Below are 14,920 nucleotides of genomic sequence, written 5' to 3'. Positions count from 1 at the left end.
CCGCCAGTTTCCGGCAGTCCTCGAAATATATTGATATACTATTTTTGCACTGCAACAATTTGGAGAATGGCATGAAACTGGCGAATCTGAACATCGGCGCCCGGCTTGGACTGGGATTTGGCATGGTACTGCTGCTGATGGCGGTGCTGATCGGCATCGGTCTGCAGCGGCTGGCGCAGATAGGCGACCTGAACGCCACCATGGTGGACCAGGACTGGCGCAAGGCCGACGCCGCCGCCATCATCGCCGCCACCACGCGCGCCAACTCGGCGCTGGTGCTGGAAATGTTCATCGCCACCGACAAGGCGGCCGAAGCGCGCATCCTGGAGCAGATCGACGGCAACAAGAAAATCATCTCCGCCGAACTGGAAGTGCTGGACAAACTGGTCTTCCGCGACGAAGGCAAGACGCTGCTGGCGGCCATCAAGACCCAGCGCGCGCAATACGTGCAGTCCTTCAGCAAGGTGGCAAAAATGCTCGCCGACGGCCAGCGCGACGAGGCCGCCCAGTTCATGCGCAGCGACACCCTGCCCGCGCTGGGCAGTCTGCAAAACAGCGTCAAACAGCTCAACGATCTGCAGCGCGGCATCGTCGTCGAGCACAGCGGCCTGGTGAAAGACAATATCAGCATGGCGGGGCGCATGATGGCAGGCCTGGGCGCGCTGGCGCTGCTGCTGGGCGTGGCCTTCGCCTGGCGCGTAACGCGCTCCATCACCGCCCCTATCGGCCATGCGCTGCAAGTGGCGCGCGCCGTGGCGGCGGGCGACCTGACCAGCCAGATCAAGGCCGACACGCGCTGCGAAGCCGGCCAGCTGCTGGGGGCGCTGGGTGAAATGAACAGCAGCCTGGCGCGCATCGTCGGCGAGGTGCGCAACGGCACCGGCGCCATCGCCAGCGCCTCCAGCCAGATCGCCAGCGGCAATATGGATTTGTCCTCGCGCACCGAAGCGCAGGCCAGCGCCCTGGAACAGACCGCCTCCTCGATGATAGAACTCACCACCACCGTGCGCAACAACAGCGACAACGCGCGCCAGGCCAACGAACTGGCGCGCAGCGCGTCGGCCGTGGCGCAGCGCGGCGGCAGCGTCGTGTCGCAAGTGGTCGACACCATGGGCTCGATCAACGCCTCCTCGCGCAAGATCGTGGACATTATCGCCGTCATCGACGGCATCGCCTTCCAGACCAATATCCTGGCGCTGAACGCGGCGGTCGAAGCGGCGCGCGCGGGTGAACAGGGGCGCGGCTTCGCCGTGGTGGCGTCCGAAGTGCGCAACCTGGCGCAGCGCTCGGCCAGCGCCGCCAAGGAAATCAAGGAGCTGATCGCCGATTCGGTCGAGAAAGTCGATGTGGGCGCCAAGCTGGTGGAGCAGGCCGGCAGCACCATGGACGAAGTGGTGGCCAGCGTCCAGCGCGTGAGCGACATCGTGGGTGAAATCACGCTCGCCAACAACGAGCAGACCGACGGCATCGAGCAGATCAACGTCGCCATCTCGCAAATGGACCAGACCACGCAGCAGAACGCCGCGCTGGTGGAAGAAGCCGCCGCCGCTGCAGCCGCCATGCAGGACCAGGCCGGCGCGCTGAAAGACGTGGTCAGCCAGTTCCGCCTGGCGGAAGGCCCGGCCCAGGCGCGCCACCGCCCCGCCCCGCGCCGCCTTGCGGCATAAGCCGTCCAGCCGCAGGACGTCGCAACCTCGCAACCTCGCAACCGCGTAGGGCGGGTTAGCGGAAACCGCGTAACCCGCCAAGAGCCGCCGGCAGCACGGCCAAGCCGCTACTTGCGCGCCAGGCGGATGCCGGTGAACTGCCAGCGCGCACCGGCCGGGAAAAAGTTGCGGTAGCTGGCGCGCGCATGCCCGGCCGGCGTGGCGCACGACGAGCCGCGCAGCACATACTGGTTCAGCATGAACTTGCCGTTGTACTCGCCCAGCGCGCCCGGCGCCGTCTCATAGCCCGGATAAGGCGCATAGCTGCTGCTGGTCCATTGCCAGCAGTGTCCAAACATCTGCCTTAACCCACCCCGCTCCTGTGCGTCCTGCTGCGCAGCGAACTCCCACTCCCCCTCCGTCGGCAAGCGCGCGCCGCGCCAATGGGCATAAGCGTCCGCCTCGAACAGCGACAAATGCATGGCCGGCGCATCGAGGTCCAACGCCTGCAAACCCGCCAGCGTGAACTCCAGCCACTGCCCGTCCTCGCCGCGCCGCCAGTACATCGGCATGCGCAAACCCTGCGTGCACACCCAGTCCCAGCCCTCGGCCAGCCACAGCGACGCGGTCTCATAGCCGTCCGCCTCGATAAAAGCCAGGTACTCGCCATTGCTCACCAGCCGCGAAGCCAGCGCGAACGGCGTCACATACTGGCGGTGGCGCGGCAGCTCGTTGTCAAAGCAGAAGCCGTCGCCGCCGTAACCGATATCGGCCAGCCCGCCGTCAAACGCCACCCACTCCATCGCGCCGGCCTCGCTGCGCGCCCCGGCCTGCTGCGCATAGGCCGGCTGCAAGGGATTCTGCGCCAGCAAATGCTTCACATCCGTCAGCATCAGTTCCTGGTGCTGCTGCTCGTGCTCCAGGCCCAGCGTGGCCAGCATCTCCAGCTGCGCGCGCTGCGCCGCATCCAGCGCGAGGCCGAACAGGCGCGCCATGCGTGCATCCACATTCGCGCGGAAGGCCTTCACCTCGGCCAGCGACGGCCGCGTGAGCAGGCCGCGCTGCGGACGCGGATGCTTTTCGCCGATGCCGTTGTAATAGGAATTGAACAGCACCCGGAACGCGGGATGGAAGGGCTCGAAGTCCGCCTCCATGCGCTCCAGGATAAAGGTCTCGAAGAACCAGGTAGTATGCGCCAGGTGCCATTTGATGGGGCTCGCATCCGGCATGGACTGGGCGCAGCAGTCCTCGTCCGACAAGGGCTCGGCCAGCGCCAGCGAGCGTTCGCGTACCGAGTTGTAGCGCGCTATCCAGTGCGCGGGGCCGCTCATTTGCATGGCTTATTCATCTTGATAGTCACTTTATTCACCGATCGCTCTGGCATGCACCACGGCGTACCATTCCGCGTCGTCGGTCCAGGTATGCGTGGCGGCGAAACCGGCTTCCTGCAGCAGGTCGATAAAACCGCGCCGCGTGTATTTGTAGCTGTCTTCCGTGTGTATGCGCTCGCCGCGCGCAAAGTGGCGCTCGTAGCGCTGGCGCCCCCCGGCCGGCCAGCTCACCGACAGCGCCTCGCGCGCTTCCAGGTGCATTTCCACCCGGCTTTCCTCGGCGTTGAAGAAGGCGCGGTGCTGCCACTGCGTGACGTCGAAATCCGCGCCTGTCAGGTGGTTCAGGTGGCGCAGCATGTTCAGGTTGAAGGACGAGGTGACGCCGATCGCGTCGTCATAGGCCGCGTCCAGCACGGCGCCGTCCTTGACCAGGTCCACGCCGATCAGCAGGCCGCCGTCGCCCTGCTCGTTGGCGCGCATGCGGCGCAGGAAGGCGATCGCCTCGTGCGGCGCGAAATTGCCTATCGACGAGCCGGGGTAGAAGAACACGCGCCGCTCGGGCCGCACGCTGGCCGGCAAATGGAAGCTGCGCGAGAAATCCAGCCCCAGCGCCGTCATTTCAATATGCGGGAAGCGCTGCTGCAGCCGGCTCACCGCCTCGTTCAGGAAGTCGCGCGAAATATCGATGGGCACGTACTGCGCCGGGTGCAGCAGCGGGAACAGGCCGGCCGCCTTGGCGCAATTGCCCGCGCCCAGGTCGATCAATGTGGAACCCAGCCCCACCGCCTGCGCGATTTCGCTGCCGTAACGCTCAAAGATGGACGCTTCGGTGCGCGTGGGATAGTATTCGGGCAGCTCGCATATCGCTTCGAACAGCTTGGAGCCCAGGCTGTCATATAAATATTTGGGCGAAGTGTAAGCCCGCTCCGCCAGCAAGCCCGTGCTGATCTCGGCGATGGTGGCTGGACTGCCCTGCGGAACGCTGGACGACAGGCTGGGAATATCAGGCGAAATCACGCGGATCGCCGCAGTACGGGACATAGGCATAGTGTGCTCAGTCAAGTTGATGGGCCATCACCGAGCCTGCTGCCGATGACAGTTTTGCTATCATAGCTGAATATCATATTTTCAGTGTCGCCGCGCCCAAGCCGTGCATTCTTGCGTTAGCCGCTTAACATTGGCTGCTTAACAACTACAAAAAGGAACTTCCATGAAATGCTCTCCATTGACCCTCGTCAAATCCCTGATGGCCGCCAGCCTGCTGTTCGCCGCCGCCCAGGCGCCGGCCCAGCAAGTGCTGCGCGTGTCCGCCATTCCGGACGAAGCGCCGACCGAACTGCAGCGCAAGTTCAAGCCGCTGGGCGAGTACCTGGAGAAGAAACTGAACATGAAGGTCGAGTTCACCCCGGTGACCGACTACGCCGCCTCGGTGGAAGGCCTGATCAACCACAAGCTGGACATGGTGTGGTTCGGCGGCTTCACTTTCGTGCAAGCCAAGGACCGCAGCAAGGGCCAGGTGGTGCCGCTGGTGCAGCGCGCCGAGGACGAGAAATTCCGCTCGGTGTTCGTCACCACCAGCAAAACCATCAACAAGCTCGATGACCTGAAGGGCAAGACCCTGAGCTTCGGCTCGGAGTCGTCCACCTCCGGCCACCTGATGCCGCGCTCCTTCCTGCTGGCCGCGAAGATCAATCCGGACACCGACCTGAAACGCATCGCCTTCTCCGGCGCGCACGACGCCACCGTGGCGGCCGTTGCCGGCGGCAAGGTGGACGCGGGCGCGCTGAACATCTCGGTATGGGAAAAGCTGGTGGCCGAGAAAAAGGTCGACCCGGCCGCCGTGCGCGTGTTCTACACTACCCCCGGCTACTATGACTACAACTGGACCGTGCGCGCCGACATGAACCCGGAACTGAAGAAGAAGATCACCGACGCCTTCCTGGCGCTGGACGCATCCAAGCCGGAAGACAAAGCCATCCTGGACCTGCAGCGCGCCTCCAAGTTCATTCCGACCAAGGCCGAGAACTACACCGCCATCGAAGCGGCCGCCGTCAACGCGGGCCTGCTGAAGAAATAAGATTCGATCCATGTCCGCTCCTTTGTACCTGCTCGAGCGCCTGACGGTGCGCCATGCCGGCGCCGCCAGCGCGCCCGCGCTGCACGCCATCGACCTGGCCATTGCGCCGGGCGAGCAGCTTGCGCTGATCGGCCCTTCCGGGGCCGGCAAGACCACGCTGCTGGCCACGCTGGCCTGCAACCACCAGCCGCAATCGGACGACGGCGGCCGCTACACGGCCTTCGGCGCCGACCCGTGGGCGCTGGACAACGCGGCCCGCCACCGTTTGCGCGCGCGCCTGTTCCTGGCACCGCAGACGCCGCCGCTGCCGCCGCGCCAGCGCGTGGTGACGGCGGTGCTGGCCGCGCGCCTGCCGCACTGGAGCTTGTGGCGCGCCCTGCGTTCGCTGGTCAAGCCGGTGGAGCCGGAAGCGGCCTACCGCGCGCTGGCCCGCTTCAACCTGGGCGACAAGCTGTATAGCCGTGTGGACCGCCTGTCCGGCGGCGAGCGCCAGCGCTGCGGCCTGGCGCGCCTGATGCTGTCGGACGCGCAGGCGCTGCTGGTGGACGAGCCGCTGTCCGCGCTCGACCCCGCGCTGTCGCAATTGACGCTGTCCACGCTGCAGCAGGAAGCCCGCGAACGCAACGCCGCGCTGGTGTGCAGCCTGCACCAGGTGGAACTGGCGCTGGCCAACTTCCCCCGCATCGTGGCGCTGAAACAGGGCAGCATCGCCTTCGACCTGCCGCGCGAGCAGGTCACCGAGGCCATGATCGCCGAACTGTACCTGGGCGAGCAGCCGCCGGCCAATGCGCCCTCGCTGCACGAGTCGGCGGAAAAACTGGCCATCGGCGCCTGCCTCTGAAACACCGTATGCGCAATCTCCCCGCAGTCCCTTATACCAGCCCGGCCGACCGCCACCCCGACCCCGCCTGGCGCGGCCGGATGACGTTCGCCGTGCTTGCTCTCATTGTGCTCTGGCCCATGGTGGTGGCCAGCGAATTCAAGCCCTTCGAACTGCTGGACTGGCAAAGCCTGACTGCCACCGGCCGCTTCCTGGCCGGCTTCGTGCCGCCGGCGCACGACGCGGAATTCCTGTCCATGCTGCTGCGCGAGACCTGGCTCACCATCGCCATCGCCACCGCCGGGCTCACGCTCGCGCTGCTGGGCGCCATCCCCGCCACGCTGCTGGTGACCGAGCGCCTGTCGATCTCGCGCCTGGGCAGCGGCCGCATGGCGCTGCCTTCGCGCCTGCTGCGCCAGGCCGTGCGCTGGCTGCTGATCTTGCTGCGCAGCGTGCCCGAACTGGTGTGGGCGCTGCTGTTCGTGCGCATCGTCGGCCTGGGGCCGACGGCCGGCGTGCTGGCCATCGCCCTGACCTACTGCGGCATGCTGGGCAAGGTCTACGCCGAGATCCTGGAATCGTCCGACGCCCACGCGGCCGACACGCTGCTGGCCAACGGCAGCGGCAGGCTGGCGGCGCTGCTGTACGGCGCGCTGCCGGAGGCGGCGTCCGAGCTGGTGTCCTATACCGTGTACCGCTGGGAGTGCGCGATACGCGGCTCGGTGGTGATGGGCTTTGTCGGCGCGGGCGGGCTGGGCCAGCGCATGGACGAATCCATGAAGGCCATGAGCGGCGGCGAAGTGTCGTCCATGCTGCTGGTGTTCGTGCTGCTGGTTGCCGCCGCCGACCTGGTGTCGAAATACCTGCGGAGGCGCCTCGGATGACGCAGACTGCATTGAAAGAGGCGCCGGCCGGGATGCCGCCGCCCCCCGCTCGCTCCTGGTCCGCCTGGCTCATGGCGCTGGCCCTGGCCATGCTGGTGGCGGCCAGTTTCGCCACGTTGCCGCTCAACTGGTCGGCCCTGCTGAGCGCCGACGCGGTGCGCAGCAGCAGTGAATTCCTGGCCGGCTTCGCGCCCCCGGAACTTGCCGTGCCCTTCCTGGTCAAGACCGCCAACGCCACGCTGGAAACGCTGGCCATGTCCGCCCTCGGCACCCTGCTGGCGGTGGCGGGCGGCCTGCTGCTGGCACTGCCCGGCGCGGGCCGCTTCGGCCGCCCAGCGCGCGCCGCCGTGCGCGCCGTGCTGAACGTGCTGCGCTCGGTGCCGGAGCTGGTGTGGGCGTCCATCCTGATGATCGCTGCCGGACTGGGGCCGTTCGCCGGCACCATGGCGCTGGCCGTGCACACCGCCGGCGTGCTGGGACGGCTGTTTGCCGACGCGCTGGAAAACGCCGCGCCGCTGCCGGAGCAAAGCCTGCGCATCAACGGCGTCTCGCCCATGGCGGCCTTCCTCTACGCCACCTTGCCGCAAACGCTGCCGCAAATGCTGTCCTACACCTTGTACCGGTGGGAGAACAATATCCGCGCCGCCGCCATTCTCGGCGTGGTGGGCGCTGGCGGGCTGGGGCAGATGCTGAAATACCATTTATCGCTATTCCAGATGCAAGCCGCAGCCACCGTCATCATCGCCATGCTGCTGCTGGTGGCGCTGGTGGATGCGGCCAGCTTCGCCACCCGCCGCGCCCTCACCCGCTGATTGCCTATGCTCGCCCTGAACAAGCTGTCCAAGACCTACGCCGGCCGGCCGGTGCTGAGCGAGCTGAGCTGGCTTTTCCGCGCCGGCGAATTTGTCGCCATCATGGGCGAATCGGGCGTGGGCAAATCCACCCTGCTGAACCTGGTCGCGGGCCTGGACCAGCCGGATATGGCCCCGGCGTCCGGACCTCCCATCGTGCTGGACGGCGTGGCCATGTCCGCGCTGGACGACGACGCCGCCACCCGCTTGCGGCGCCAAAAGATGGGCTTTGTTTTCCAGGCCTTCCACGTGCTGCCGCACCTGACCCTGCTGCAAAACGTGGCCCTGCCGCTGCTGCTGAACGGCCTGCCGCAGCAGCGCGCGCTGGACATGCTGGAGGCGGTCGGCCTGCAGGGGCGCGGCGGCGACTATCCGCACCAGCTGTCCGGCGGCCAGCTCCAGCGCGTGGCCATCGCCCGCGCACTGGTGCACCAGCCGGCCCTGGTGCTGGCGGACGAACCCACCGGCAACCTCGACCCGGAGACCGCGCACGGCATACTTTTGCTGCTGCGCAACGAAATAAAATCCAGCGGCGCTTGCACCATTATGGTGACCCATTCCCACGCCGCCGCCGCGATGGCGGACCGCACGCTCGTACTGACCAGCTCGGGACTACAAGAAACAACATCCGTCAACCGCTTTGCTCAATAAATAAGAATATTTTTTGTCCTAGACCTACCAATAATCTACCGTTGCAGTATCATACATACAACTTGCTTGGTTATTAATAGTTGAGTGATCCGCCTGTTTACGCCGTTTGGGCGGTAGAACACAAGCCAGGAGACGCCAATCTATCCACGTTTTCTAACTAAGGAGGAAAAAATGAGCGTGCGGCAAAAGAAACTGGAACTGATCGAGGCAATGAATCGAGCAAGGGCGTTGGAACCCTCCAGCTTTGTGCCCAACAAGCTGCTCGATACGCTGATTGAGAAGATGCACCTTAAAAATGATGCTGAACTCTGCCGCGTACTGGAGGTACAACCTCCTATCATCAGCAAAATCCGCCACCGAAAACTAGCTGTCGGAGCTACCATTTTGCTGCGTATGCACGAAAAATCCGAACTGAGCATACGCGAACTTAAAGATCTATCGACTGCCTCGATGCATTGACCGAATTCTGGTCGTGCAATGCCAGGCGCCGGCATCGCGGTCACCGGCGCCAATCTACAGCCTAGCCCCCGCTGTTACCCTCCCTGCAATCCCCCCTCCAAGCTGCCACCTGTTTCCGTATAGAATGTTGCATGTCCAGTATCAGGAATGCGCCATTGGAAATCCGCGACTTTTTCACCGAGTACAACGACGCCATCAGCGGCGACAGCAACACAGATCCACTGGGACTGACCGTCATCTGGGCTTCGCTGGGCCAGCGCATCTTCAGCAACCGCATCAGCTCCATTTCCTATGACGTGCGCAGCTACACGCTGAACCTGTTTCACCACCATATGGTGCGCGCGCTGGCGGATGACGCCGCCATCGTGCAGCACTATGCCGCGCTGGATTTGCCCAACAGCATGGACAGCCTGGCCTTCAAGAACAGCTGCCTGATCCATTTCGAAAACCTGTTCACCTACGCCATGGCGCAGCACGGCTCCGCCGCCCAGGCCAGCGGCGTGCTGGGCATCTCCAAGGCACGCCGCAAGCTGCGCGAAGCAGGCGGGGCGGCGCTGGGATTCGGCCACAGCCAGGCGCACCAGATCCTGCGCCGCCAGCTGCTGCTCGGAGTAAGCGGCCGCTACAAGACGCCCATGATAGAAATGCGCTTCTTCGACCGTGCCTACCGCTACCAGCTGCCCAAACAGCCCGCCGGCCTATGGCCGGCTGCCGACGCCCTGATCCGCAGGGTGCCGGAACTGTCGCGCTTGAAAAGCAAACTGCTGGCGCACTTCCTCCAGTTTCTGCAGCATGGACCGCAGCTGTCCATGCCGCTGGACAGCGTGGACCCCGAACTCAAGCTCGCCTATATAGGCGCGTTCCGCACGCCGGCCCACGTAGGCAGCTACGCGCGCAGCTTCTGGCTGGAAGCAACCGGCCTGAGCGGGGGCATCGCCGGTGCGGTCCTGGCGCAGCTGGACGGGGCGGAAAGGGCCGGCACGGCTCCGTCTCCGCCGCAACCGCCGCGCACAGTACTGGCCCAGGCGCGCGCGGCGATGGAGCAGGCCTCTCCGGCCGCGCCCGGCAGCGCCGAACTGGAGGCGGCGCTGCTGCCCATCCGCCACATAGAACAGGTGGAACCCTTCATTGCGGACCTGGACTTGCTGTTCCAGCTGGCGCTGCGGCGGCCGCACAGCAGCATGGCGCAGATCGAAGAGGACTGGACCCGCTACGGGCGCAACAGCGGCACCCTGCCCGCTCAGGCCGCCGCGCTGCAAGCCTCGCCGCAGCTGATGCCGTCCTTGCCGGGCACCGCGCAGCGCCGCCTGAGGAAACTGCTGGAGATTGCCGCCTGTCCGGACCTGGAAACGCAACTGGCCCACCTGCTGCGCTACCATGGCGGCATCATGCAGCAGCGCGGCCAGGGCGCCTGGCTGAACGTCAACGCAGCCGGGGCTTATGCGGTATCGGTCCGCACCAGCAAACCGCCCGCTGCGGAGAAACGCCCTCCCGGCGCCTGGATACACGGCTACTACATCGGCGAATTCAAGCAGTTCGCCCAAGGCCTGCGTGGAGGCGCCGCATGAAGCTGCTGGACGAATTCCAGCGCCAGCTGGACAAGACCGGGCCGCCGCGCCGCGTCTTCCTCACCACCTTCAACATGGGCATCGAACTGGTCGAGACTCATCTGCTGCCCGCCATCCTCGGCATGGAGACGCCGCGCTCCGCGATGGAATTCGAGCAGATGCAGCAGGAGCTGGCGCTGCGGCAGGCAGCCGCCGACAATGCCGAAACGGACGGCGACGCCGCCCCGCCCCCGCTCGACCTGCGCGTATTCGCCGACCGCCGCATGCTGTTCAACAGCGTGGAGCGCAAGCGCACGTCGCTACCCGTGAGCGCCGTGTCACCGCTGCGGCTGGGCTTCGGAACGGCCAGCCTGTTCCATCCCAAGGTCATCTATATTGAAGGCGCCGAGGGCGCCATTCTCGGCTGCGGCAGCGCCAACCTGTCCGTGGGCGGCTGGGCCAACAACCAGGAAGTGTTTGTCTTCCGCAAGATCAGCAGCGCGGCGCAAGCGGCGCAGGTGCAGGCCTTCTTCGCACCGCTGCTGACGGCTGCGGGCCAGCCGGAGACGGCGCTTGGCGCCAGGCTGTGGGGCGATGACGCCGGCTGGTCGTTCTGCCACAGCTTCCAGCCGGCCGGACTGCTGCCGCAACTGGCGGCGCACCAGCCGCCGGGCACACCCATGGAAGGGCTGGGCGTATGGTCGCCCTACTTTTCCGACGACCTGGCGCACATGCTGGACGCGGTGCGCCGGCAAGCGGGCCATCCCGGAATGCCAGTCAGCGTGGTGGCAGACCGGAACGAGACCGGCCAGATCCGCACCCGCTGGAGCGGTGGGCTGGCCGAGCAATTGCAGGAGGGCCGGCTGGCCTTCCACGCGGGCAGCCGCCAGGTACGCCGGGACGAGCGCATCAAGATGAGCCACGCCAAGGTGTGGCTCACGCCGCACGCGATCGCCATCGGCTCCTGGAACTGCTCCATGCCGGGCGCCCAGCTGCAAGGCCGGGACAACAATATCGAAGCCGGCATGCTGCTGCCGGACCCGCCCGATTTCAAGAGCGCGCTGGGCGACGCCATCCCCGTGGATGAAGGCCACTTCTGCAGCCCGGCGCAGCTGCTCGAAGACGAGCTGCAGTTGCCGCCCCTGCCGCCGTTCGACCTGGCCGTCTCCTTCGACTGGCGCACGCTGAACTACAGCGTCCGGCTGGACTGGCCGGATGACTGCAGCGCACCGGACTACGTGCTGCACCTGCCCGATCTGCCCGGCATCCCGCTGCAGCCCGGCATGCCGGCGCAAGCGCACTACCCGGTAGCGGAGCCGCAGCGCATCCTCACCAACCGCTACTACACCGTGGAGCTGAATGGCGGCACGGTGGCGCGCGGCATCGTGAATGAACAGCATGCGCAGCTGCGCCGCGGCGAGCGCTTCGCATCGCTCGACGACCTGCTCGAGGCGCTGGTGCTGGGCTTCGACTCGGCCAGCTGCCCTGCCACCGAACTGCGCGGGACCGCCACGCTGGACCTGGACGCCGCCGACGCAGCCGATCTGGAGCCGCCGTCCAACGCTGCGCTGTCCAGCTACTTCCGCCTGTTCAACGCCTTCGACCAGTTCCGCAGCCTGATCGCCAAGTGCGATAGCGCCGTGAGCCTGCACATCTGCGTGCTGGCGCGGCCCGGCTGCGTGAAGGAGCTGCACGAGAAAATCCAGCAGCATCCCGAGGGCGGCAACGCGATCTACCACTGGTTCCTGGTCCAGGAATTCAACACGCTGCTGCTCGCCGCGCAGAAAAAAGCCGCCGCGCTGGGGGCGGGCCTGCCGCTGGACCTGGACCGCCTGCGCCTGGCCAGCGCCGCGCCCGACGGCAATGCCGCCCGCTACATGGAACTGATACGGAAAGAATGCAGCTATGCGTGACTGGAGCACCCTGCGCCCTGAGCAAATCAGCCAAGAAATGAATTTCGAGCTGGCGACGCCAGCGTGGCAGTACCAGCCCGGCCACGTATCGATGGCGAACAAGCAGGCCGAGGGCGTGGCCTATCTGTGCCGGCTGCTCGAGCGCGAAGGCCTGGCGCTGCTGGCCGACGAAGTAGGTATGGGCAAGACCTTCCAGGCGCTGGGCGTCATGCATCTGCTATGGCAGGCCAAGCCGGAAGCGCGCGTGCTGGTCATGGCGCCCAACAAAAGCATCTGCAGGCACTGGCAAAACGAGCACCAGCAGTTCCTGCAGGAACATTGCCGGCCGCCGGTTCCGGCCGACACGGCCGCTGCCGGCGCCGCCACCATCTGCGGCAATCTCGCCGCCCTGTGCGAACAGGTGCGCGATCCGGACAAGCGCTTCTTCCTGGTCACTACCCACTCGCTCAGCATGCTGGGTGACGGCAATGTGGAAGGCGGCGATGCAGGCGCAGGGAACAGCGAGGATCCGGCTGTCAGGGCCAAGCGCATCGCGGACGGCATGCGCCTCGACATCCACGCAGCGCTGCCCGGCGGCTTCGACCTGCTGGTGATCGACGAAGCGCACTACTTCCGCAACATCCACGGCGGCTCGCAGCGCGTGGCCGCAGGCGAAGGGTTCTTCGGCAAGGCCGCCGCGCCGCTGGCGCGCAAGGCATTGCTGCTGACCGCCACGCCCAGCCACAAGGGCATGCAGGACGTGCGCAACATTCTTGGCTTCTTCAAGGATATCGCACCACAGCCCGCTCCCGAACTGTTGCGGCGCTACGCCCTGCGCCGCCTGCGCCTGATGCCAACGCAGGACAACAACTACGTCACCAAGCACAGCTACCGGCGCGAACTGGCGGTGCCGGCCAGCTTCGGCGCCAACTCCCTGTCCGAGCTGTTCTTCGCCTTCTACCAGAAACGCCTGGGCAAGAAAATGGGCCGGAAGATACTGTACGGCTATCTGGAAGGCTTCGAATCGCTGGGGGCGGCCACCCTGCCCGAGGCGCAGGCCGCCGGCGGCGACACCAGCAGCAAGGACTTCCATAAAGCGCCCGACTCCGAACTGCTCAGTGCCATGTCGGCCGAGTTCCACGGCCTGTTCGGCCGCCTGCCGGACCACCCCAAGTACGACGCCACGATCGCCAAGCTGGTGCCGCGCGCCTTGCGGGATTCGGATGTGCCCCTGCACCACAACAAGCACCTGGTATTTGTGCGCCGCATCCCCTCGGTGCGGGAGCTGACGCAGCGCGTGAACCGCGCCTATGATGAACTGTACATTCCGCTACTGCTGCAAGCATGGGGCTTGAAAGCGAACGACCCCGTTGCGCAGAATTGGAAGGCCAGCAACTGGAGCCGTTCCGGCTTCGCGGCGCTGACCAGGGAAGTCACCGAGCGATACAGCAAACGCGGCGAACAGCTGGAAGCGCCGCCCGCGCTGGACGATGCCGGCGGGGAGCAGCCTGCCGCGCCGCACGACGACAGGCTGGGCTCCGTGGTCGCCAACCTGTTTGTGGTCAAGCGCAACGCCGGCAAGGAGGACGGCCAGGACGGCGGCAAAGAAGGCGGCAGCGAGCGCACCGACTGCGCCAACGTGCGGCTGCGCTTCCGCAAGCCGGAATCGGTCTTCTCGCTATTCCTGGAACCGGCGGCCGACTACCGCAGCGCGGGCTACAGCGCCTGCTACGACAGCATCGACGGCCACAAAAGCCTGTATGCCACCGCCGCGCGGGATACACGCCTGCACCGCCACAAGCTAGCCGGTGAACCGCAGCCGCCCGAGCACTATGTACCGGCGCAGATCACCCCGACAACGCAGGAGCTGGAAACGGCCTGGGGCCTGATCCACCCGCTACTGACCGACAGCGAGCGCGAGATACTCGACGGCTGGCGATGCCGCATTGGCGTGGCGGAAAACTTTGCCAACTACCTGCGCGAAGGCTTCCTGCAGGCGAGCCCGGTCATGGTGGAGCTGTACTGCTGGTTCACCGCTTTCCGGCTCGAACAGTGGAAGAATCAGGGGAAGGAAAAAACACGCAGCTATGACCACGCCAGCGCGCCCGAGCGCTACCGCATGTTCGTGGAGTACGCCAAGCTCCGCATGCCCGGTTCACTCATGCTGGCGTATTTCCGCGAAGCGCTGCCCAGCTTTGAGACGCTGTGCAAAAAGATCGCCGGCTACAAGCCTGCCGACTACAAGAAAAAATGGACCGTGCTCACGCAAATGCACAACCCGGCCTGGTACGCCAGCGGCGCCTCGGGCGACCGCGATCGTCTCATTATCGGCTTCAACAGCCCCTTCTTCCCCAACGTGCTGGTGGCCACGTCCGTGTTCCAGGAAGGCGTGAACCTGCATCTGCAATGCCGCCAGGTGCACCACTACGGCATTGCGTGGACGCCGGGCGACAATGAACAGCGCGTCGGACGGGTGGATCGCTTGTTCGGCCGCGTCTACAAGGAACTGGCGCAGCCTGGATCCACCACGCTGGACATCCATTTCCCCTATCTGGAGCGCTCTTTCGACGAAGACCAGGTCGGCTCATTCGTCCGCCACAAGCACGGCGTGGAAGCGGCGATGGATTTCTGCCTCCAGGATGCCTTCGACAAGGCCATCGACACCACCCTCGCGCCGGGCGAATGGAAGCAATACCTGCGCACGCCCGCAAGCGGCGCCGGGCAGCGGCCCGATCCCTATGGAGCGCACTTCTAGCCACGCG

At 65.8% G+C, this 14,920-nt stretch carries 12 protein-coding genes; 10 read left to right on the top strand and 2 right to left on the bottom strand.

Annotated features, from left to right (window positions below; translation table 11 throughout):
- Positions 1-71: 71 nt before the first annotated feature.
- Entirely contained in the window at positions 72-1,667 is a 1,596-nt protein-coding gene (locus GTP77_RS20525) for a methyl-accepting chemotaxis protein (RefSeq protein ID WP_161074009.1), read from the top strand.
- A 107-nt stretch (positions 1,668-1,774) separates the two neighbouring features.
- Here the strand turns inward: GTP77_RS20525 and egtB are convergent, their stop codons facing one another.
- Both egtB and egtD read right to left on the bottom strand, forming a co-directional pair.
- Complete coding sequence (gene egtB, locus GTP77_RS20520; protein WP_161074008.1) at positions 1,775-2,983, bottom strand: ergothioneine biosynthesis protein EgtB; 1,209 nt, start codon at positions 2,981-2,983, stop codon at positions 1,775-1,777.
- A 24-nt stretch (positions 2,984-3,007) separates the two neighbouring features.
- Complete coding sequence (gene egtD / locus GTP77_RS20515) at positions 3,008-4,018, bottom strand: L-histidine N(alpha)-methyltransferase (protein ID WP_371869380.1); 1,011 nt, start codon at positions 4,016-4,018, stop codon at positions 3,008-3,010.
- Positions 4,019-4,187: 169 nt separating this feature from the next.
- Between egtD and GTP77_RS20510 the strand changes: the two genes are divergently transcribed.
- From GTP77_RS20510 to GTP77_RS20470, 9 genes are all read left to right on the top strand, one after another.
- Positions 4,188-5,054: a putative selenate ABC transporter substrate-binding protein gene (locus tag GTP77_RS20510; RefSeq protein WP_161074006.1), complete on the top strand. Its 867-nt coding sequence runs from the start codon at positions 4,188-4,190 to the stop codon at positions 5,052-5,054.
- A gap of 10 nt (positions 5,055-5,064) precedes the next feature.
- A complete protein-coding gene (locus GTP77_RS20505) occupies positions 5,065-5,895 on the top strand; it encodes a phosphonate ABC transporter ATP-binding protein (protein ID WP_161074005.1) in 831 nt (276 codons plus the stop codon).
- 8 nt (positions 5,896-5,903) lie between these two features.
- Positions 5,904-6,758, top strand: coding sequence for a PhnE/PtxC family ABC transporter permease (locus GTP77_RS20500; protein WP_161074004.1), 855 nt, complete (start codon positions 5,904-5,906; stop codon positions 6,756-6,758).
- Positions 6,755-7,570, top strand: a complete 816-nt coding sequence (phnE, locus tag GTP77_RS20495; protein WP_371869379.1) for a phosphonate ABC transporter, permease protein PhnE — start codon at positions 6,755-6,757, stop codon at positions 7,568-7,570. The genes GTP77_RS20500 and phnE overlap by 4 nt, the downstream gene beginning before the upstream one ends.
- A 6-nt stretch (positions 7,571-7,576) precedes the next feature.
- Entirely contained in the window at positions 7,577-8,260 is a 684-nt protein-coding gene (locus tag GTP77_RS20490) for an ABC transporter ATP-binding protein (protein ID WP_161074003.1), read from the top strand.
- 171 nt (positions 8,261-8,431) lie between these two features.
- Positions 8,432-8,719: a hypothetical protein gene (locus GTP77_RS20485; RefSeq protein ID WP_056404796.1), complete on the top strand. Its 288-nt coding sequence runs from the start codon at positions 8,432-8,434 to the stop codon at positions 8,717-8,719.
- A 131-nt stretch (positions 8,720-8,850) separates the two neighbouring features.
- The gene (locus GTP77_RS20480) at positions 8,851-10,287 is read left to right on the top strand and encodes a hypothetical protein (RefSeq protein WP_161074002.1); all 1,437 of its coding nucleotides are present in this window, start codon (positions 8,851-8,853) and stop codon (positions 10,285-10,287) included.
- Positions 10,284-12,179: a phospholipase D-like domain-containing protein gene (locus GTP77_RS20475; RefSeq protein ID WP_161074001.1), complete on the top strand. Its 1,896-nt coding sequence runs from the start codon at positions 10,284-10,286 to the stop codon at positions 12,177-12,179. Before GTP77_RS20480 ends, GTP77_RS20475 begins: the two co-directional genes overlap by 4 nt.
- Positions 12,172-14,913 (top strand): DEAD/DEAH box helicase, encoded by a 2,742-nt coding sequence (locus tag GTP77_RS20470; protein ID WP_161074000.1) that lies wholly within the window; start codon positions 12,172-12,174, stop codon positions 14,911-14,913. The genes GTP77_RS20475 and GTP77_RS20470 overlap by 8 nt, the downstream gene beginning before the upstream one ends.
- Positions 14,914-14,920: the final 7 nt, after the last annotated feature.

Source organism: Pseudoduganella aquatica, from assembly GCF_009857595.1.
Taxonomy (GTDB): domain Bacteria; phylum Pseudomonadota; class Gammaproteobacteria; order Burkholderiales; family Burkholderiaceae_D; genus Rugamonas; species Rugamonas aquatica_A.
Note: the sequence above shows the minus strand (reverse complement) of the source record. Positions and strands in the feature narration are given on the sequence as shown.